Origin of the sequence: Priestia veravalensis, assembly GCF_001457055.1 — a bacterium.
GTDB classification, from domain to species: Bacteria; Bacillota; Bacilli; order Bacillales; family Bacillaceae_H; genus Priestia; species Priestia flexa.
On record NZ_KQ758650.1, the window covers coordinates 1 to 20,489 of the forward strand.

General features: G+C 37.8%; 20 protein-coding genes and 1 riboswitch. Of the genes, 1 reads left to right on the forward strand and 19 read right to left on the reverse strand.

Features of this window, described 5'->3' with window-relative positions; translation table 11 throughout:
• Positions 1–265: 265 nt before the first annotated feature.
• Positions 266–664, forward strand: a complete 399-nt coding sequence (locus AS180_RS10915) for an RNase H family protein (RefSeq protein ID WP_062686812.1) — start codon at positions 266–268, stop codon at positions 662–664.
• Between the two features lie 9 nt (positions 665–673).
• Here the strand turns inward: AS180_RS10915 and AS180_RS10920 are convergent, their stop codons facing one another.
• The 19 genes from AS180_RS10920 to AS180_RS11005 form a co-directional block, all read right to left on the reverse strand.
• A complete protein-coding gene (locus AS180_RS10920; protein WP_309599127.1) occupies positions 674–940 on the reverse strand; it encodes a DUF6123 family protein in 267 nt (88 codons plus the stop codon).
• Between the two features lie 73 nt (positions 941–1,013).
• Positions 1,014–1,472: a divergent PAP2 family protein gene (locus tag AS180_RS10925; protein WP_025909384.1), complete on the reverse strand. Its 459-nt coding sequence runs from the start codon at positions 1,470–1,472 to the stop codon at positions 1,014–1,016.
• A 96-nt stretch (positions 1,473–1,568) separates the two neighbouring features.
• Entirely contained in the window at positions 1,569–1,898 is a 330-nt protein-coding gene (locus AS180_RS10930; RefSeq protein WP_025909383.1) for a hypothetical protein, read from the reverse strand.
• A gap of 172 nt (positions 1,899–2,070) precedes the next feature.
• Positions 2,071–2,334: a YpbS family protein gene (locus tag AS180_RS10935; RefSeq protein ID WP_025909382.1), complete on the reverse strand. Its 264-nt coding sequence runs from the start codon at positions 2,332–2,334 to the stop codon at positions 2,071–2,073.
• 13 nt (positions 2,335–2,347) lie between these two features.
• On the reverse strand, positions 2,348–3,100 hold the full coding sequence (locus tag AS180_RS10940; RefSeq protein WP_025909381.1) for a DNA polymerase beta superfamily protein: 753 nt from the start codon (positions 3,098–3,100) through the stop codon (positions 2,348–2,350).
• Position 3,101: 1 nt separating this feature from the next.
• Positions 3,102–6,728: a dynamin family protein gene (locus AS180_RS10945; protein WP_025909380.1), complete on the reverse strand. Its 3,627-nt coding sequence runs from the start codon at positions 6,726–6,728 to the stop codon at positions 3,102–3,104.
• 373 nt (positions 6,729–7,101) lie between these two features.
• Complete coding sequence (locus AS180_RS10950) at positions 7,102–7,668, reverse strand: isoprenylcysteine carboxyl methyltransferase family protein (RefSeq protein ID WP_025909379.1); 567 nt, start codon at positions 7,666–7,668, stop codon at positions 7,102–7,104.
• 1 nt (position 7,669) lies between these two features.
• Positions 7,670–8,758: a type III polyketide synthase gene (locus AS180_RS10955; RefSeq protein WP_025909378.1), complete on the reverse strand. Its 1,089-nt coding sequence runs from the start codon at positions 8,756–8,758 to the stop codon at positions 7,670–7,672.
• Between the two features lie 197 nt (positions 8,759–8,955).
• The gene (locus tag AS180_RS10960; RefSeq protein ID WP_025909377.1) at positions 8,956–9,495 is read right to left on the reverse strand and encodes a GNAT family N-acetyltransferase; all 540 of its coding nucleotides are present in this window, start codon (positions 9,493–9,495) and stop codon (positions 8,956–8,958) included.
• 293 nt (positions 9,496–9,788) lie between these two features.
• Entirely contained in the window at positions 9,789–11,099 is a 1,311-nt protein-coding gene (locus AS180_RS10965) for a nucleobase:cation symporter-2 family protein (protein ID WP_025909376.1), read from the reverse strand.
• A gap of 1 nt (position 11,100) precedes the next feature.
• Entirely contained in the window at positions 11,101–11,694 is a 594-nt protein-coding gene (locus tag AS180_RS10970) for a xanthine phosphoribosyltransferase (RefSeq protein ID WP_025909375.1), read from the reverse strand.
• Between the two features lie 107 nt (positions 11,695–11,801).
• Positions 11,802–11,903: riboswitch (purine riboswitch) on the reverse strand.
• A 125-nt stretch (positions 11,904–12,028) separates the two neighbouring features.
• A complete protein-coding gene (locus AS180_RS10975; RefSeq protein ID WP_025909374.1) occupies positions 12,029–13,546 on the reverse strand; it encodes a carboxypeptidase M32 in 1,518 nt (505 codons plus the stop codon).
• 143 nt (positions 13,547–13,689) lie between these two features.
• A complete protein-coding gene (locus AS180_RS10980) occupies positions 13,690–15,627 on the reverse strand; it encodes an ATP-dependent DNA helicase (protein ID WP_062686813.1) in 1,938 nt (645 codons plus the stop codon).
• A gap of 207 nt (positions 15,628–15,834) precedes the next feature.
• Positions 15,835–16,020 (reverse strand): hypothetical protein, encoded by a 186-nt coding sequence (locus tag AS180_RS10985; RefSeq protein ID WP_025909372.1) that lies wholly within the window; start codon positions 16,018–16,020, stop codon positions 15,835–15,837.
• Between the two features lie 147 nt (positions 16,021–16,167).
• Positions 16,168–16,311, reverse strand: a complete 144-nt coding sequence (locus AS180_RS23530) for a hypothetical protein (protein ID WP_226372957.1) — start codon at positions 16,309–16,311, stop codon at positions 16,168–16,170.
• Positions 16,308–16,559, reverse strand: coding sequence for a hypothetical protein (locus AS180_RS23535; RefSeq protein ID WP_226372958.1), 252 nt, complete (start codon positions 16,557–16,559; stop codon positions 16,308–16,310). Before AS180_RS23535 ends, AS180_RS23530 begins: the two co-directional genes overlap by 4 nt.
• A 180-nt stretch (positions 16,560–16,739) precedes the next feature.
• A complete protein-coding gene (locus AS180_RS10995) occupies positions 16,740–17,885 on the reverse strand; it encodes a THUMP domain-containing class I SAM-dependent RNA methyltransferase (protein ID WP_025909371.1) in 1,146 nt (381 codons plus the stop codon).
• Positions 17,886–18,050: 165 nt separating this feature from the next.
• Complete coding sequence (locus tag AS180_RS11000; RefSeq protein WP_025909370.1) at positions 18,051–19,715, reverse strand: glycoside hydrolase family 13 protein; 1,665 nt, start codon at positions 19,713–19,715, stop codon at positions 18,051–18,053.
• A gap of 137 nt (positions 19,716–19,852) precedes the next feature.
• A complete protein-coding gene (locus tag AS180_RS11005) occupies positions 19,853–20,479 on the reverse strand; it encodes a response regulator (protein WP_025909369.1) in 627 nt (208 codons plus the stop codon).
• Positions 20,480–20,489: the final 10 nt, after the last annotated feature.

The window sequence follows — 20,489 nt, forward strand, 5'->3', positions numbered from 1 at the left end:
GTGGAAATCCGCACACATTTGGATTCGAAAAATAGCAGGAAGAGCTGTCCCGTAAAGGTTTAACCGTCTCTGTCGCCCTCGCCAAAGGTTATAGTGAAAAAATGGATGATTACTACCTCTGTTCACGTGTCTTCATTTTTCTTCTCAAACGGAAAAATAAGAAAACAGAAAATTCAGTCAATATTTATGCGACGTTAGTGGTACAATAGAGTTAATTTAATTGCAACTTATCTGACTGACTACGCTATATAATGGAGTGATAACAATGATAGAAGTATATATCGACGGCGCCTCTGCAGGAAATCCTGGGCCATCTGGTGCTGGAATTATTATAAAAGGTAACGGGGAGCACCACCGCTACTCTATTCCCTTACAAGTGATGAGTAATCATGAAGCTGAATTCTACGCCTTAATAAAAGCTTTAGAACTTTGTTTAGAAAAACAGTATACGATGGTTTCTTTTCGAACAGATTCGCAAATTGTAGATGCGGCTATGAACAGAGAATATGTAAAAAATAAAGCTTTTCTTCCTCTCCTCGAAAAAGCCCTAACGCTCTCCAAACAAATAGATTTATTTTTTATTAAGTGGGTTCCAAGCAGCCAGAATAGCGGAGCTGATCAGCTTGCTAGAGAAGCTATTCATCAAAAAGAAGCAGGACTATAAGCTCCTGCTTCAAATCATTCCGGTCTGTTTTAATACTTGCATTGCCTGTTTTCTCGTCTTCACCTTTTGTGCGGCAAGTTGCTCTAGCAGCGCAACAAAAAAGCTACCATCGAATTCCTTTTGCATTTTTAAAGTCCATTCAACGGAAAAAATAACCATTTCATCCGGCATTTTTGTATATTGCTGACCAAATGCAATAAAGCCCTTTGCATCTTCTTTTAAAGAAAAGCCTTTTTCCTCAAGATAAAGAAGGTATTCTTCTAAGGAGTTTACCATTTTTGTCACGATCCGATCCCATCCTTTATAAAGGTTCCTTCTTTATCTTAGCGTATTTATAAAAATTTGACCATTATTTTTCACCAAACAAATAGCCAACTAATCCTATGGTTACACCTAGGAGAGCACCTGCAAGTACTTCTGCCGGCTGATGCCCTAGCATCTCTTTTAGCTTTTGTTCAGTTAAGTCATGAAAGCCTTTATCAGGAAGCCCGGCTAACTTTTCAATTTCTTCATCTAACGTATTTACCTTAATGGTAATTTCACCAGTTTGTCTACGAATCCCTTGTGCATCATACATAACAATGATTCCAAACACGGTTGCAATCCCAAATTCAATGCTAGAAACGCCTTTGGTTAAACCTACATAGGTAGCCAAAGAAGAGACCCCGGCAGAGTGAGAGCTAGGCATTCCCCCCGATGCTCCAATCATTGATACGTCCCATACACCTGTTTGATATTTTTTAATGGGAATTTTTAATGTTTGTGCCAACAATATTGAAGAAAGTGACAAGCCAATACCTTTGTTCAACATGCTCACCTCTTTTACTATTGTGTAAAAAAGAAAATGCCGAAAACATTCACTCGCATCATGAATGTTTCTGGCATTTTCGACGCTCACTATGACTTAGTGGTTGTTTTTCTTAGAAGCTTTCTTTTGTACTTTATTATTCATCTTTGCTGATTCTACTTCAGCATAAGAACCAAATTCTTGGTTATATTGGTTTTTTTTAGCATTTTTAGAAACTTCAAGCTTTTGGTTAGAAGAATTGTTTTGATTTTGTTGTACATTAAATTCAGATGCAAATTCTTCAGCATGTGCACCGTTTGCTTTTTTAGCAGCTTTCGCTTTTTGAGCTTGGTTAGCTTTGAACTCAGAAGCAAACTCTGTGTTATGTTTTTGTTTTGCATTGTTATTACGTTGTGCATTTGCATTACCTGATTTTGTACGTCCCATTACAATCCCCTCCTTTGTTTGTACCTCGTTGGTACATTCATTAGTATGGATTTGTTTTGAAATCAAACACTGCGAAAAATAAGGTAACACCGGGAGCTAATGGGCAATTTCCCTCTTGTTTTCAATTCAATAAACAAGCGAAAGCCGCCATTAGAAGACGGCTTTCATTTGTTTAATTATTTAAGCGTTGAACGTATTCTTCGACCATTTCTTTCGTTACAAATTGACGTGTTGGTACAATTCCATTATTTTTTGCAAGCTCATTAATTTGAGCCGTCACAGCGTTAATCGTATCCGTTGAAAATTCTTGGCCTTCTTTACATAAAAGCACCGTTGCTTCAATTGCTTGCTCACGCATTGTATCTAGTCTGACAAATGCTTTAACAAGTTCATGCTGTTTCTTTGAATGTTCTGATATTGCTTTGTGTACGCTCATTTTTGTTCCTCCATTATGTAAGCTGTTGTGCTAAGAATAGGTTAATGTCTTCGAGGCTAGCGTCTTTATCCGGCAAATTAACAAGTTCGTTTTTAAAATGAGGGAGCTTTTTTTCAAGCAAAGCTTTTATTTCCTTTATCTCACTACTTGTTATGTGTACGACTTGTTTTTTAGCACCGCTAAGCTTTGTAATCACCTGCGCTAAAGGATCAGCTTTAAAGCCGTTAACAAGCTTAAAAAACGACGTAGGCGGTAATTCCCTACCCTGAATTAAAACGGTTAATGCCATGTATGCCCTAGCCATATGAAGAACAACTTTTATATCCTCTATTGTAACAGAAGATGTCAGATTTCTTTTACTATTTTGATGCAAAAGTTTAAAATAATGAAACCCTAGCGCTTTTAGCGAATACTGTTCCTTCATCATAAAACAAATCTTTTCACGAAACCCTTTCACATTACGATAGCAAACCGATGAGTGTATCCATTCATAAAGAGAAGGATTCGATTTTGTAAAGAGATGCAGTGCTTTATAAACGTCCCACCCTTGAAGATCATAGTTTTTATCTATGCTTGTAATAACGTCTTCAGGTCGATGTAACTCAAGGTAGCGTGCGGACTCATATTTATAAATAAATCGTACATCATAATCACTAGAAGGCGTATGTAATTCATACGCCCGGCTTCCTGCTTCACACGCAAACAAAATCGTGATATCATGCTTTTTCTCAATTGAATCCAACAGTTCTTCGATATTATCGTTCATCTTATGTCCTTTCATTTTGATGAGCTACGACGATGACATTTAGCGTATCAATTGTATGATTTAGCGCTTCAATTGGAAAATCTGCATTAACCGCTGTTTGAAGCTGCTTATAATAATCATACCATTCTTCTAAAAGCGTCGGTTTATACGTTAAAACAAACATGTGAATTTGTTCATTGTAATGATTTTGTAGCTTTATTTGCTCACTGCACACATAATCATCAAGCAGCGGCTCAATTTTAGCTTTTAATCCTTCATGCATTTTAGCTTTTTCATTTTTCTCAAAAAAGCTTTTGCTGTTTTTATAAAGAGCCAAATCCTTCTGGAATAGTTCAAGGTTTTCAAACGAACAGCGACTAACCAGCGTGCTGCCGCTTTCCACATTAATGTCCGGAAAAGCAGGGTGGAATGTTGGTTCGTAGCGCTGCAGCTGCCTCATATTCGTTTGATTCCACTCTTTTGTTAAGCGTTGAATAAATGTTTCTAAACGCAGCGTTGTGGCTTGAATTTCTTGGGTGACATCAAATGCAACTGCTTGTAAAAGCTGGTCAAGACATGCAGCCAACTGTTCTTTCTTATTTCCTTTATCGTCTCTAAGCGTTGCCGGGTTAAACGACTCCTTAAAGAAATCATCATAGCGTTGCAAGACACGCTTTTTCACATAGAAGAGAAGCTCATTGCTTTCCCTTTCGAGCTGCTGCTCTTCATACGTAAATGTCATTTCTGAAACCTTAGCAGAAATTTGTTGATCCTTAATATGAAGAGATTGCAAATAGCGCTGCTTTTCAACCGCAGACTTTGTTTGAACATCTTTAATTTCATTCGTGACGGCAAGTGCTTGATTAAGCTCTTCGTATACAGACGCAACTGCTAGCTGAGTTAGCTCATCTGTAATGAAGTGATAAAATGGTTTTTGGAAAGCCTTAAACATTTTATCTTCTCGATTTGCTAGCGCCTGCAAGCTTGAAATTGGATAGAGGCGTGGAAAGCGAATACCATACTCTTCAAGCTGTGTTTTTACATAATTTTGTACAAGACCTAGCTCTTCATCAGATTGAGCTAAATCAGCTGCATTCAGTAAAAAGAACATTTTGTCTAGTGTAAATACATCTTTTACACGACCAAGCTGAATTAAAAATTCACGATCTGCTTTTGAAAACGCATGATTATAGTACGTAACAAACAAGATAGCATCAGCATTTTTAATATATTCAAACGCAACGCCCGTATGGCGAGCATTGATAGAGTCGGCCCCTGGCGTATCGACAAGCGTAATTCCTAGCTGAGTCAACTCACAGTCATAATATAGGTTAATATGCTGGACAAAGCAGGCCTTCTCTTCCTTAGCTACGTACGCTTCAAATTCTTTAATCGTAACGTTTACTTCAGACCCCATTACGTCCTTAACATCCTCATAGCCTTTTATCACTGCCTGTAGAAATGAGAAATGCAGCTGGTTTTCTTCTTTTACAGTTAATTTTGGCAATAATTCGTTTAGCTCTTCTACGTTTGCAATAGTATATTTAAACAGTTCCAAGGAACTGTTAATATCAGCTAATAGCTGATCCATCGTTTTCATCAGAACTACGACTGTTCGATGAGGGTAGTCCTTTGTAGGAGGCATAATTTTGTTAATCGTTGCCGTTGTAGGATTCGGTGAAACAGGCAGTACTTTTTCACCGATTAACGCATTGGCAAAAGACGACTTTCCAGCGCTAAAAGCTCCAAATAGTGCCACTGTGAACGTTTGGTTTGCAAGCTTATGACGCTTTTCCTTTAAACGACCAACAAACTTTTCAAGCTGTTTGAATGTAGAAAGCACCTTTGTCGACTCATCAATATCTCGAATAACCGCATCGACCTTTGTTTTTGACTGAACTTCTTCCTCTACAGCAACATTTTGTTCTGATGTGACTGTAATAGGAGCTGCTTTTACCTCAACCATTGTTCCCACTTCGATTTCTTCTTGTAATAAGTCTAACAGGTTCACCATTTCCAAAGGTTCAAGAGGCCTTAAGATATTTAGCTTTTGTTTTAAATCTTGCCGCAAGGTTTGAAGATGCTGAGTAGATTTTTGAACTCGTTCGTAGCCCTCAATAATTCGTTGCTCCGTAGCTAACGACTGCTCAATGTTTTGGAGTATTCGTTCTTCTTCTTCTTTCTTTACTTGTTCAATTTGAGTATACAGTTCGGAAAGAATACGATTGGTATTTTTCTTAATTGCATCTACTACATCCTTTGTATAGGTAAGGACATATTCACCATTAATGGTTGCTCCTGTTTTCACAGCATCCACTAAGTCATGTGGCTCAAACGGTACTTCAAACTGCTGAACGCTAGCCAACAGAGAAGAATCTACGAGCTCTTCATCTTGAATGAGCTGCTGCATGTACTGCTGCAAGTGCCACTGTAGCTCTGTTTGAACACGCTCTTTCAAATCTTCATAAAAAACCGTTAGCCGCTCTTTTTTTTCTTCTTCTGTTTTCTTTTTTGTAAACCATACGCCCACTTTAAAATCTGGCTTGGTTGTTTCTAAGAATGCCTTTGCTTTCTCTCGCATCTCATAGGGAGCTAAATTCGCATTGTTCATAATTTTAGCTGTTTCGTTTTGATACGTCGTATAAAACGCTGTGCGTTTATGTAAAATCATTTCTCGCTTCGCTATAAGCTCAGCCGCTTCTTCTTTTGCATTTTGATATTCATTTGGACGAAGCTGTGAACGAATATCATCATATTCAAGAAGGCTCTCTTCTTCAGTGCTTTCTGCAAACTGCATGTGATCTTCTACTACCATTTTCATGGAATCCATAATATGTTGACCGCGATTTTCTTTTTTCTCCATCATCGTGTGCAAATGCTTCTTTAAAACAGCCAATTCGTTATAAGGATATTGCTTATCTTTTAAAGATGTATAAAAAATCCCTTTTGGTCGTACATTCCATTTTAAAAACGCCTCTTCTACAGATTCCTTAAACTCTTGGAAAGTAAGCTGATCATCTCGATGCTTATCAACTTGGTTAATAATTAAGAACAGCTCTTTATTGGCATCCTGTAGCTCTTTTGTAAAATGAAAATTAAGCTCTGCCTGTACATGATTGTAATCCATCACGTAAAAAATAACGTCCGCAAGATGAAGAGCAGACTCTGTTGACACACGGTGAGCATCATCTGTTGAATCAATTCCAGGCGTATCCATTACAACAATTCCTTGTGGAATTGCTTCCGTTTCAATCGAGAGATGAATGGACTCTACTTCATCACCATCAACACAAAACGATTTAATTTGTTCATACTCATATGGGGCTTCATAACGTACTGGCTTTTCTTTTCGATAATAAACGGTTGCATGCTCCTCGCCAGCCTTAACAGACACCAAATTAGCACTTGTCGGAATTGGACTTGCGGGCAAAATTGTTTGGCCCATGAGTTCATTAATCATACTTGATTTCCCTGCTGAAAAATGACCACAAAACGCAATAACAAACTCTTCTTTTTCTTGTTTTCTTAATAACTGAATAATTTTTTCCGCTTGCTTTTCATCTCCAGCATTTATAAAAGCCTCATGTAAATGATAAAGAGAGGATTGTAGAGTTTTATACCTTTGATGCTGAACGCTTACTTGAGACATCACTTTCGACTCCTTTTGTTAGGCACTTACAATCGTGCACTTACTCCATTTCTGCTACTTATTCCTCTTTTTATTTTACTTGATTTTAAAGCGTTTTCCTATAAAAAACTGAATTTTCCACTTCCGTTTACTTATGCAAAAAAGCAAAAAAACTGCCAAACCATTGGCAGTTTTACGTTTATTTATATTCAAAAAATTATACACGCTGCGCTTTTTCAATGTTTTTCATGACATACGTTGCCATACCCGTACACGTTACGAACGCTCCAATTACAAAAAGACTAACCATTATGTCCACCACCGTTTCTTATTGATGAAATTGATAATCTTTATCAGCTACTTACAGTCTATCACGAAAGATAATCATTTTCAATTAGTTTTCTGATTTTTTTAACTGTGGCATAAAACGTAGCTTTCCATCCATGGCTACCTCATAGTCTGTATGTAACTTCAGCGCTTCTTCTTCTTTTACAATCCGAACTGATAGCATCCACACGTTTAATAAACTGAACACTATAAGCGTTAGATACGCTTGAAATAAAAACGGAATTATAAGGAACTCTAGCGTGACAATCGTATAGTTTGGGTGCTTAATGTATTTGTAAGGACCCTTTAATACAACGGGAGCTTTTGGCATTACAATAATTTTAGTATTCCAATACTTCCCTAATGAGATGATAGCCCATACTCTTCCCAGCTGCACCATTAAAAATAAAGCCGCAAATACCCAAAAAGGCGATGAAAATGGATAGTCTATAAGCTGGATTTCTACAAACAACGCCACAAAAAAAGCAACATGCATGGCTACCATCCATTTGTAATGATCTTTTCCCGCTTCATATCCACCGTTTTGTTTCATCCAGGCTTCATTGCGCTTCGCAATTACAAGTTCTCCTAAACGTTGTAAAATAATCAATGCAAAAATGACATCAATAAGCATGTTATTCCCTCCATTGAAGTAAGACGAGCTCTGAGCTAAATCCTGGCCCAAGCGCAGTTAACACACCGTATTCTCCACTTGGAATTTTCTCTTTCATAAACCGATCCAATACGTATAAGACAGTTGCTGATGACATGTTTCCATGATGCTTTAACACATGAAGTGAATGGTCAATCATTGAGCTTTCAAGCGAAAGCGTAGATAGATAAGCTTCTAACACCTTCTTCCCCCCAGGATGCACCACAAAATGTCGCAGGTCTTGCGTAGTTAGACCATGACTCGCCAGGAATGTCTGAACTTGATTTCCTAACCAAGAATCAATAATTGTAGGAATGTCTTTTGAAAAAATAACATATAAACCGTTGTTTCGAATATCCCAACCCATAACATCCTTAGAGTCTGGCATTAAAGTAGACTGAGTATGTAACGTTGATGGCAGCGTGTCCAATTGTGAAGCGCTTATGTCTGCTTCATCTCCTGCAATTAAAGCAGCTGCTACTCCGTCAGCAAATAAAGATGTACCAATTAAATTGCTTTTTGAACGATCATTACGCTGAAACGTCAGGCTACAAAGTTCAATGGAAAGCACAAGTACCTTTGCTTTCGGAAACGCTAAGCAATACTCATGTGCTCTTGACACACCTGAAGCTCCTCCTGCACAGCCTAGACCCCAAATTGGAATACGCTTCGTGTGAGGGGAAAAGGGAAGCTCGTTCATAATTCTTGCTTCAATGCTCGGTGTTGCAAGCCCACTAGTGGAGATGTAAAAGATTGTATCAATTTCTTCATAGGGAATATTGTCTGAGAGATAAGCTGAATTTGTTAAGCAATTTTCAACAGCTTTTATGCCAAGTTCAATTGCAGACTCAATAAATGCATTATTTTTCTCTTCAAACGTGTGGTCTTCTTGAAACCAATCCATTCCTTTGGCAAAATGCCTTGTTTCAATCTGACCATTTTCAAATACCGTTAACAAGCGATTAATATCTCGAAATGACTCGGCAAATAGATCCTTTGCAAACTGTGCAGTATCCGATTGCTTTAGCTCATATGGAGGTATACAAAATCCAGTTGACATAATTTTAGGCACCGTTCTCACCTCTTTAATTCGTTATGTATACCTTCTGTAATTTTTTAGAAATTTATTCTTTATGAAAAATAAAAAAAGCTCTTCCATAAGATATGGAAAAGCTTCGTTTTGAAGAAGTTCTATTTGTTGCGCACACGTTTAGTATAACGTATTTTCCCTGGTATTGAACATGAAATTTTTGGGCTTTCTTTATTTATTTAAAAGAATACAGACATATATACTTCGTCCACGTATTTCCCATTAATATAAGCTTGTTCTTTCATAACGCCTTCTGTCTTAAAGCCAACTTTTTCGTATAATTTATACGCCACTTCATTTGAAGTAAACACCGTTAGCGACAATTTATGCATGTCGTTTTCTTTGCACCATTTTAGCGTATAGTCCATTAACTGCTTCCCAATTCCCATACCTTGTACTTTTGAAATTAGCCACGTACGGAAAAGCCCGCTATGACGCTTCATTCGAATTTCACCGCGAAGAACACGTGCAATTCCAACAACTTCTCCTTCGACTTCTGCAACAACATACATATGCCCTTGCTTTGATACACTTTCAATAAACTTCTGTTCTTCTTCAACGGTTTTTGGCGCGTCTTTTTGAATAAACTCCCCCGCTTTAATAATCTCTTCTACAGCTGTTGTAATCTCTCTTGCATCACGGGGCTCTGCTGGACGTATTGTTACTTCACGTCCATCCTTTGCTACAAATGTTACCGTATCTTTTTCTGCTGTAATCATCTATATCAACTCCTCTAACCATTCAATAATCACTTTTTGTTAGTGTTCGTTTAATTCTCTACTTTATCATTGGAAATGTTTCTTTTTGCATGTTGTCAGGTAAACTGATAACTGCACTTTAGATATACCCAAAGCCTTTATATTTGTAAACCTTTTTGGGAAAATTTATTTTTGCATATCCTTGTGCACATTGCAAATGGTTTGCATAAAGCAAAAGAAATGGTAACATTCAAATTATTCAATAAAAAAGCTCTCAACGCTTGCCTAACACAAGCATTAAGAGCTTTTTACTTTTATTTTGTTACCATTTCTTTTTGTACAGATGTTTCTGGAGTTCTTACTTTTGAAACCGCCAGTACGTTGAATACAATATTTAAAATAATCGCTGTAAAGCTACCTGCTACAATTCCATTTCCAGTTAGGATTTGAATTCCTTCTGGAAGCTGAGCAAATAAATCTGGTACTACCGTTACGCCAAGCCCCATTCCAATAGAGCATGCGATAATTAACAGATTCTCTTGCTTTTGTAAATCCACTTCGCTTAAAATTTTAATTCCAGATGAGATAACCATCCCGAACATCGCAACCATTGCCCCCCCTAATACAGGGCTTGGAATCACGGTTGTAATCGCAGCAATTTTGGGAATAAGCCCCAGAACAATTAGGATACCGCTCGCTGCAAACACTACGCTTTTGGTGCGAACACCCGAAAGCTGAAGCAGCCCTACGTTTTGTGAATACGCCGTATAGGGAAATGCATTAAACAATCCACCCAGGGTAATAGCTAACCCTTCTGCGCGATATCCACCAGCTAAATCTTTTTCCGTTACTTCTTCTTTACAAATATCACTAACTGCAAAATATACACCTGTTGATTCAACAATCCCTACTAATAACACCAAAAACATCGTTAAAATAGCCGTTAAATCAAAGGTTGGCATTCCAAAGTAAAAGAAGTGTGGAACGTGGACCCAAGCTTCATCACGAACGCCTGAAAAATCTACTTTTCCCATAAATGATGCGGCAATGGTTCCAACGATTAGACCTGCCAACACAGACACTGATCTCATAAACCCTGTTGTAAAACGATATAATAAAATAATAAGTACTAATACACCAAACCCAAGCGCTAAGTTACTTAAGCTCCCGAAATCAGCGCTTCCTTCTCCACCAGCCAAGTCTTTCATTGCTACGGGAATAAGCGTAATTCCAATAATCGTCACCACAGACCCGGTGACAAGTGGAGGGAAAAAGCGAACAAGCTTACCAAGGTATTTTGATAAAATAACAATCATAAGCCCTGCCACAATTATGGAGCCATATATGCTCGATACGCCATATGAACTTCCGATTTGAATCATTGGACCTACAGCAGTAAACGTACATCCTAGTACAACCGGTAAGCCGATACCAAAGAAACGATTTTTCCACACCTGTAATAGCGTAGCAATTCCACACATAAACAAGTCAATTGCGACCAAATAAGTTAGCTGCTGCTGCGTTAATCCAATTGCTCCACCCACAATTAATGGCACAACAATAGCTCCGCCATACATGGCTAAAACATGCTGTAATCCTAGTGATAGCACTTTTCCATTATTCATCTTAAGATGTCACTCCTTGCTTCGTAGGAACAAACGTAACCTGTCCACCTTTTAGTGATTCGATACGTGCAAGCGATTCAACTTTCACACCCGTTTCACGAACTAGGCGACCGCCATCTTGAAAAGCTTTTTCAATGACAATTCCTACGCCCCCGACATCAGCACCAGCTTTTTTAACAATATCCATTAATCCCAGTGCAGCTTGTCCGTTTGCCAGGAAGTCGTCAATAATTAATACGCGATCAATTGGCAAAATAAACTTTTCAGCAACCGAAATTTCATTTTCTTCTTTTTTAGTAAAGGAATATACTTTTGATGTAATTAATCCGTCTTGTAAAGTTAATGATTTACGCTTGCGAGCAAACACCATTTCCACATTGAGCTTCAGTGCCGCCATAATTGCTGGAGCAATACCAGATGATTCAATTGTTAAAATCTTTGTAATACCTTCTTTTTCAAATCGTTTGCCAAACTCTTCTCCAATTTCTTTCATGAGAACTGGATCCATTTGGTGATTTAAAAACGTATCAACTTTTAAAACCGTATCTGATAGTACAATACCGTCTGTTAAAATCTTTTCTTGTAATGCTTTCATCTTATAATTCCTCCAACTTCTTTTTCACAATAAAAAGCTCAAAAACATAGCTACATCCACGTATGAGTAGAGCAATGTTTTTGAGCTAACCTATAAGACGAAAGCTAAAAGTGTCACCGCTCACTCATAGTCAAACCATTTACGGTGGTTTGGTAGAAACTTACGAGCCATATTCTCGTCATTATATGAGTGCGTTATTGAGTTGTGTTTAGTATACCAATATTCTACATGTTTGAAAACCTTTTTATCGAACATTTTATATTAAAGATTCTAAAAATGTTCGTGAAAACGACAAAAGAAGATAAGGTTATTCTTATCTTCTTCGTCTTTTCTATTAAAGAGAGTATACTTCCGTGTATTTTTTTTCTAAATAATCAATTAAATAATTGACGTTTAACCCTTCTCCCGTCACGTCATGCAAGATTTCAAGCGGCTTTTTCGTTTTGCCATACTGATGAATATGGTATGTTAACCAATTTGTAATTGCTTTTACGTCACCAGTTTCCAACAGCTCATCATAATCTGGTAAGTCTTTTACCATCGCATTTTTAAACTGAGCTGCGTACATATAACCAAGCGCATAGGAAGGGAAATACCCAAAGCTTCCACCTGCCCAGTGTACATCTTGAAGTACGCCTTCTCCATCATGATTTGGGCGAATGCCTAAATACTCTTCATATTTATCATTCCAGATCCCAGGAAGATCCTTCACTTCAATGTCACCATTTATTAATCCTTTTTCAATTTCATAGCGAATCATAATGTGAAGTGGGTACGTTAACTCGTCCGCTTCGATACGAATCAATGAGGGCTGTGACTGATTAATTGCCCGATAGAAGTCTTCTAATGATACGTTCTCAAACTGACCGCTTGAATAGCGTTTAATCACGTCATAGTTACGCTTCCAAAATGAAAAGTTTTTACCCACAAATTTTTCATAAAAAAGGGATTGTGACTCATGAATGCCCATTGATGTGCCTTCACAAAGCACCGTACCAACTAGATCTTCTGAAATATTTTGTTCGTATAGAGCATGACCACATTCGTGAATGGTACCAAAGATTGCCGTTCGAAAATCCTTTTCATCATATTTAGTTGTAATTCTTACATCTCCTGGATTTAAGCCTGTTGCAAACGGATGAACCGTTTCGTCTAAGCGACCAGCTTCAAAATCGTAGCCGAGCTCTTTTAAGATGGCTAAACTAAATTCACGCTGCTTATTTTTTGGAAAAGTTTCAAATAAGAAACCTGTTTCTGGCTTATTAGGTGAAGCAGCAATCTTTTGTACAAGCGGCACAATTCGATTGCGGAGCTGCCCAAACACATTGTCTAAGATTTCTACCGTCATTCCAGGTTCAAAAAGATCTAGTAAGCGGTTATATTTATTACCTTCGTATCCCCAATACTCTACAAATTTTTGGTTGAACGCTACGATTTTCTCTAAATACGGTTGAAACATCTGAAAATCTGCTTTACCTTTCGCTTCTTCCCACACAGATTCAGCTTTAGAGGTTAAAATAACGTATTCTTTATATTCGTCAGCCGGAATTTTTTTATTAAGCTCATATTCCTTTTGACATTCTTTTACCGCTTTCTTTGTCGTATGGGATATGTAATTTTGAGCGGTATCAGTAGTCAACTGCTGAATGAATGAAGCCATTTCATTAGAAACAGATAGTTTAAACGCTTCAGAGGACAGCATGCCAATTACTTCTGAGCGCTGCTCCACTCCTTTTTTCGGTGCACCTGTGCGCAAATCCCAGTACATAACACCCATCGCTTCATGATAACTTTTGATTTTCTTCATCAATTCATGAAAATCCCGCTCTACAAGCTGAATATTTTCCTTCATAAAAAAACCTCCCCTTTTTACTTACTAGCTTACTATGCACTTATGTCATATAGTAGAGAATCGTTACATTCTCTGCTTTTAGTTTAAAGGTTTTAAACAAAAAAGGATAGCCGTCTGCATAAGACGAGCTATCCTCATATTGTTTAAACGCGAGCTTTTATCGCTGTAGGTAAATTCTTTTCAATAATGGCTTGAACCTTCTCATCCGTATTTTCCGGCATAAAAATAGTAATTAGGCCTTCATCTTCATGCGAACGAATCAATCGTCCCACGCCTTGCTTTAAACGAAGCAGCATGTAAGGCATATCCGCATCCCAAAATGCATCTGCAACCTGCTTTCGTTTTGCTTCAAAGACCGGATCATTTGGCGGATATGGAAGTGACCATAAAATAACATTTGAAAGTGATGGACCTGGGATATCAAGACCTTCCCAAAGGTGAACCGCACATAAAATCGTTTCTTCTTCACGTTGAAATTGAGAAACTAGCTTGCTAATTTCTTGATCTCCTTCAAATAAAAACGTGTATTCACTTAGCTCTTTAGATGCTTCTTTAAATAAAGCTAGCTCTTCACGTGTATTAAATAGTAGCAGGGCTCGTCCATTTGTTCTTTCAAGCTGTTTCAGCGTATAACCATATTTTTCAGCAAATGCTTCACTGCCAGCTGCTACCATTTTACAGGTAATGTCCATCTTTTCATCATAATCAAACGGAGACTCTACTGAAAATGATAAAGGTTTTCCAATCCCTAAACTGTATGCTAAATAATCAAATGATGAATTATCTGAAAGCGTCGCTGAGGTAAAAATATATGGAATCTTCTTAGAGAATACGCGCTCTTTTAATACATCTTTAACAGCTTGTGGCATAATAACGAGCGTTAGCTGCCAATCTTTTTCTTCAAGCCAGTAAATTGCATTTTCATTCTCCATAAATAGACGCATTGAATAGTCAATTTGATCTAAATACTCATCGACAATGCGAAGCGTGTATTCATCTACCGTATAGGTTTCACTTTCAAAAACAAGTTCGTTTCCAATATTATCCAAAAGACCAAGCAGTTCTTTTCCAACCTTTTGCACACGGCTTGTACGCTCAATTTGCTTTCGATTAGATCCAACGATATCTTGACTTGCCTCACTAAGCGCATCAAAAAATAGCGAATAAACATCGATTGTATGCTCAATTTTTAATGCTAGTTCTTCACGCACATCATTTTCTAATAAACGTGTTAATAAGTTCTCAAGCGTATCTTCTTTAATACGGTACGTCAATGCCTTTTGCGCTGCAAATTCAAGCAGATGTCCCTCATCAAACACTACGCAGCTACTTTCTGGTAAGAGCGGTAGCTGACCCTCACGTTTACGAGCTTCAACAGTCCAAATATGCTCCATATAAAAGTCATGAGAGCAAATAATTAAGTCTGTCGCTTTGCGGTAGTGTTCACGTGATAGAGTTAAACCACATCGGTGGCGCTGATCACAAGAAGAACAATCTTGGAAAGAATCCCAGTTAATCTGCTGCCACTCTTCATCGGTTAGATGTGAATACTCTTTACGATCTCCATAATGATAAAACGACTGCATACCGCTATGATCATGTACAAAATCAGGTAATGTTTCGTAAATTTCTTCAATGTTTTCATTATCCGTTCGGCTTGTAACTGCATCTAGTTTCTTTAAGCAAAGGTACTGATCTTGCGATTTTGCAAGGCGAACATCCATGTTGATATCTAGGATTTTTGATAACTTTGCGATATCTCCCTCAGCCTTTACGAGCTGCTCAATCAATGTTTCATCCGCACAGGCAATAATAGCAGGCTTGCCAACATAGCGTGCGTAGCAAATCGCATACAATAGATAAACAATGGTCTTACCCGTACCTACTCCTGCTTCTGCAAAAATAACGTTTTTTTCTTTAAACGCGCGCTCAATTTGAAAGGCCATAAAGATTTGCTCGTCTCGAAGCTCCAACCCTGCATCCGGAAGGTGATCGTAAAAAACGTCCCCAATCCATTCATTTAACTTATCAAAAAAATTCTCATCTCGTCCAATTGTAAAAGGCAATCGCTCTCTCATCATTGATTAATGACTCCTTTAACTATGTAAATATAAACCTTTCAAAAGGTAAATTCATTTATTTTTTTCTGTAAATAACTAACTGAAGCAAAACTTAATTATCTAGTATTGAGAAAGGATTGTCAATATCTATTCTAGTATCGTAAACAATAAAAAGCTCTGCAAAAGCAGAGCATAAGGTATTAGTATCATATATAAGAGCTATTCGCATTAAGAAAGTGGGCGAAAACAAGAGTCCGTGGATGAAATAAAATTTAAAGCAGCCTCATATTCAGCTTTAGCTTGCTCAAACTGATTCAAAAGATCTGGAGAAAGTTCTCCTCCTTGCTGTATATGATGATAGCTATTTTCTAACGCTTGACGAATTATTAAGAAATGCTCGTTTGGTCGGACCATTTCCAACACTCTCCTTCTCTCTATAAAAATAGTTATAAGCTTATTGTATACAGAAACCGTTCCATTTATTCATAGAAAAAATGTCAGATAGAGATGAACTTTCTTTACTGAATATGACATCTGGCGCAGTAAAATAAAGAAGATCCATCACGGTGATGGATCTTCTTTATTAGCTTTTTCAACGATAAAATACTGAAATCCATACATCAGTACAGCTTTGAAAAGAAAAATGCTGAGAAGTTGCGGCTTTTTAATCGTTCCAAATCGAAACATCTTCAGCTTCTTTGTCATAAAACAAAAAGCCAATCGGTAATTAAATTCAACAGCATATATAGGCCAAAGCGTCCGTATGTAAGCCTCATAATCCAAAAAGAGCCTGGAATGAAAGGGCCCAAAACAAGTGCCACTTCTCCTGTAAGATAGCGTAAAAGAGGCATTGGAAAGGACCACCATTTGAATTTTTCAGCTACAAAGCTTTCCATAAAAATAAATACGAAAACGAACGCAACTGCATATTTATATCTTTTAATGGATTTCACACCAAAAAAGGAACTATTAACCAAGATAATACAATCATACTACCAAAGAATATTTTTGCTTCTTTAAATATCTTCAACTGCCCATCTCTTTTTGTAGTATGCGCAGAATAATTTGGATTATTGAAGATTGTCCATAAAAAATACACATGCTAAAACTTGAGCATGTGTATTTTAATTAGATTAATTTGTTTTGCGAGGTGGACGTGGTCCCCAATATTGATAATAGTCGGTTTTGATAAATCCGTTAAAGAGTTTACGCTTTTTAGTCGCGGGCTTGCCGTAATACTGTTCAAACTGCTCATGGGATGTAAGCATGAAAACAGACCACGTATCAAGCTTAGCAAACGCATCGCCCATTTCTGCATACATTGCTTCAACAGAAGGTCGATCACTTAAACGCTCTCCATACGGTGGGTTTCCAACAATAATCCCGTATTCCTTTGGAGTCGTGAAGTCACGCACCTGCATTTGCTTAAATTGGATCAAGTCTCCGAGACCAGCTTCAAATGCGTTTTGCTGCGCTACTTTTATCATACGGTGATCGATATCATACCCAGCGATATCTAAATCTTGATCATAGTTTGCTAATTCCTCTGCCTCATCACGTGCTTTATCCCAAATCTCTTGAGACATCCAAGGCCACTCTTCTGAAATAAAGTCACGATTGAAGCCAGGTGCAATATTTTGACCAATTAGAGCTGCTTCAATCGCAATCGTTCCTGAACCACAAAATGCATCAACAAACGGTCGATCAGGATTCCAAGGCGTCAGCATAACCAGTGCTGCAGCTAACGTTTCTTTTAACGGTGCCTCACCTTGTCCAACGCGGTAACCGCGCTTGTGCAAACCTGCTCCACTCGTATCGATTGTGATTGTTGCAATATCTTTTAACAGCGCTACTTCAATTTTAAACGTCGCGCCTTTTTCTTCAAGCCAGCCTGTTGTGATATTATGATGCTTTTTCATTTTATCAACAATGGCTTTTTTCACGATACTTTGGCAATCAGATACGCTAAACAGCTTCGATTTCACTGATTTACCCGACACAGGGAACTGAGCATCTACGGGTAAATAGCGTCCCCAATCAAGCGCTTTTGTTTTTTCAAATAATTCATCAAATGTACGCGCTTTAAATTGACCAACTTCAATTTTCACGCGGTCTGCTGTGCGCAGCCATAGATTTGCTCTCGCAATTGCTAGCTCATCGCCTTCGAAGATTACTTTTCCATTATCTACTTCACATTCATAGCCTAATGCACGAACCTCTTTTGCTACAAGTGATTCAATTCCCATTGCAGCGGTTGCAATAATTTTATATTTTGTCATTTTTCAACCTCATTTTACTGTCTAATAATGAATACTACGTGTAAAAGTACCATATCCACTTGCGGTAGTCAAAAGCTTTCAAAAAGAAAATGCTTAAACTCACTAAAAAAGGCTCACATATGTGAGCCTCAAAATAAGCGCAATCGTTTGCACTAACCTTTGTTATCAAACAAAATAAACACGCGTTTCATATGGGCGTAATGTAAACTCTTGAACCGTCTCTTCTGTTGCTACTTGATAATTGTGAATAAGCAGCTCTTCTTCATTAGTTTTTACTTCTTTTGGCAACTTAAACTCTTGCTCTTTAGAAGATACGTTGCAAATAATAATTGCTTTTTTATCATCTAGCGTACGCGTATATGCATAAATTGCTGGATGATTTTCTAGCAACAAGTCATACGTTCCGTAGACAAATACTTCATGCTGTTTGCGTAACGTTATAAGCTTCTTGTAAAAATTTAAAATCGATTCCTCGTCTGACAGCTGCTGCTCCACGTTAATGTCAACATAGTTTGGATTCACTTTCATCCAAGGTGTTCCTGTTGAAAAACCAGCATTTTTCGTACGATCCCACTGCATCGGTGTACGTGAATTATCACGACCTGTTTCCCAAATCACTTTCATGATTTCTTCATGACTCTGACCTTTTTCACGTTGAATACGATAGTAATTCACCATACCGACATCATTATAATCTTCAATGCTGTTAAACTTTACGTTTGTCATTCCTAACTCTTGGCCCTGATAGATAAAAGGTGTGCCCTGCATTAAGAAATAAAGTGCAGCTAAGCATTTTGCGCTTTCTTCACGGTATTTCATACTACCGAATTTATTAATAGAACGAATATGGTCGTGGTTCTCAAGATAAAGTGCATTCCACCCACCAATTTGAGCTAAGCCTTTTTGCCAATTCGTTAAAATTGTTTTGAACTCAACTAAATCCAGAGGTTCACTTTCCCCTTTGTCCCACAGTCCCATATGTTCAAATTGAAAAATCATATCGAATTTACCGTTTTTAGCGCCTACCCATTCGTCAGCATCGTCCCACGTAACGCCATTTGCTTCACCAACTGTCATAATATCGTATTTAGCAAATGTCTCTTCTTTTAATTCTGATAAATGCTCTTGAATACCAGGACGATTCATATGGCCCTCAAACGAAGGTACATAATCTAACCCTTCTGGATTTGGTAGGTCTGGAAAACCAGGCACTTTTTTAATATGTGAAATAGCATCTACTCGGAATCCATCAATTCCTTTATCCAACCACCAATTCACCATATTATATAGCTCTTGTCGAACCGCTTTATTTTCCCAATTTAGGTCGGGCTGTTTCTTTGAAAACACGTGCAAATAATATTCTTTCGTCTCGTCATCAAACTCCCAAGCAGAACCATTGAAAATGGACTCCCAATTGTTTGGTTCATTGCCATCATTACCTTCATGCCAAATGTAATAGTCACGATACGGATTATCTTTTGAAGAACGCGCTTCAACAAACCAAGGATGCTCATCAGATGTATGATTAATAACTAAGTCCATAATTAATTTCATATCTCGTTTATGAACTTCCTCTAACAGTTCATCAAAATCTGCCATGGTACCAAAATCGCTCATAATATCTTGATAGTCACTAATATCATAACCATTATCGTCATTTGGTGATTGATAAATTGGACAAATCCAAATAACATCAATCCCGAGATCTTTTAAATAATCAAGCTTTGAAATGACACCCTGAATATCACCAATTCCATCTCCGTTTGAATCTTTAAAGCTACGTGGATAGATTTGATACGCTACGGCTTCCTTCCACCATTTCTTTTCCATTTGTTCAACTCCTCACAACATTCCCTACAAGTAAGCGCTAGCATATAAAGCGCTACCATCATTTTATACTGAAATGCAATAAAAAAACAGCTATTTTATAAAAAAAAGAAGCGAAGGTTTCAAGAAGACCTTCGCTTTTATTTAATTAACTTATGTTGAAAAGCATAGATAACTGCTTGCGTACGATCTTGCACATCGAGCTTGCTTAGTAAATTGCTCACATGAGTTTTAACCGTTTTTAAAGCAATGAATAGCTCATCGGCAATTTCTTGATTTGTTTTACCCTGTGCCATAAGCAAAAGGATTTCCATTTCACGTCCTGTCAACAGCTCGTGCGGAGAAGATGGGCGACGCATTCTCGTCATCATTTTCCCGGTGACCTCCGGCTCAAGCACAGCTTCTCCTGCATATGTAGCGCGAATAGCTTCCGCAATTTTGCTTGCTTTAGACGTTTTTAACAGGTAGCTGGATGCTCCTGCCTCAAGTGCTGGATACACTTTTTCATCATCTAAAAAGCTCGTCACAATAATGATTTTGGCTTCACTCCAATGATCAACAATGTGTTTTGTTGCTTCAATACCATCCATACCATCCATGACCAAATCCATTAAAATGATATCCGGACGGTGCTTTAGCGCTTTTTCTACCGCTTGCTGACCGTTAGCAGCTTCGTCGACGACGTGAATATCTGCCTGAGCAGATAAATACGCTGAAACGCCTATTCGTACCATTTCATGATCATCAACTAACAATACGTTAATCATGAGCAACTCT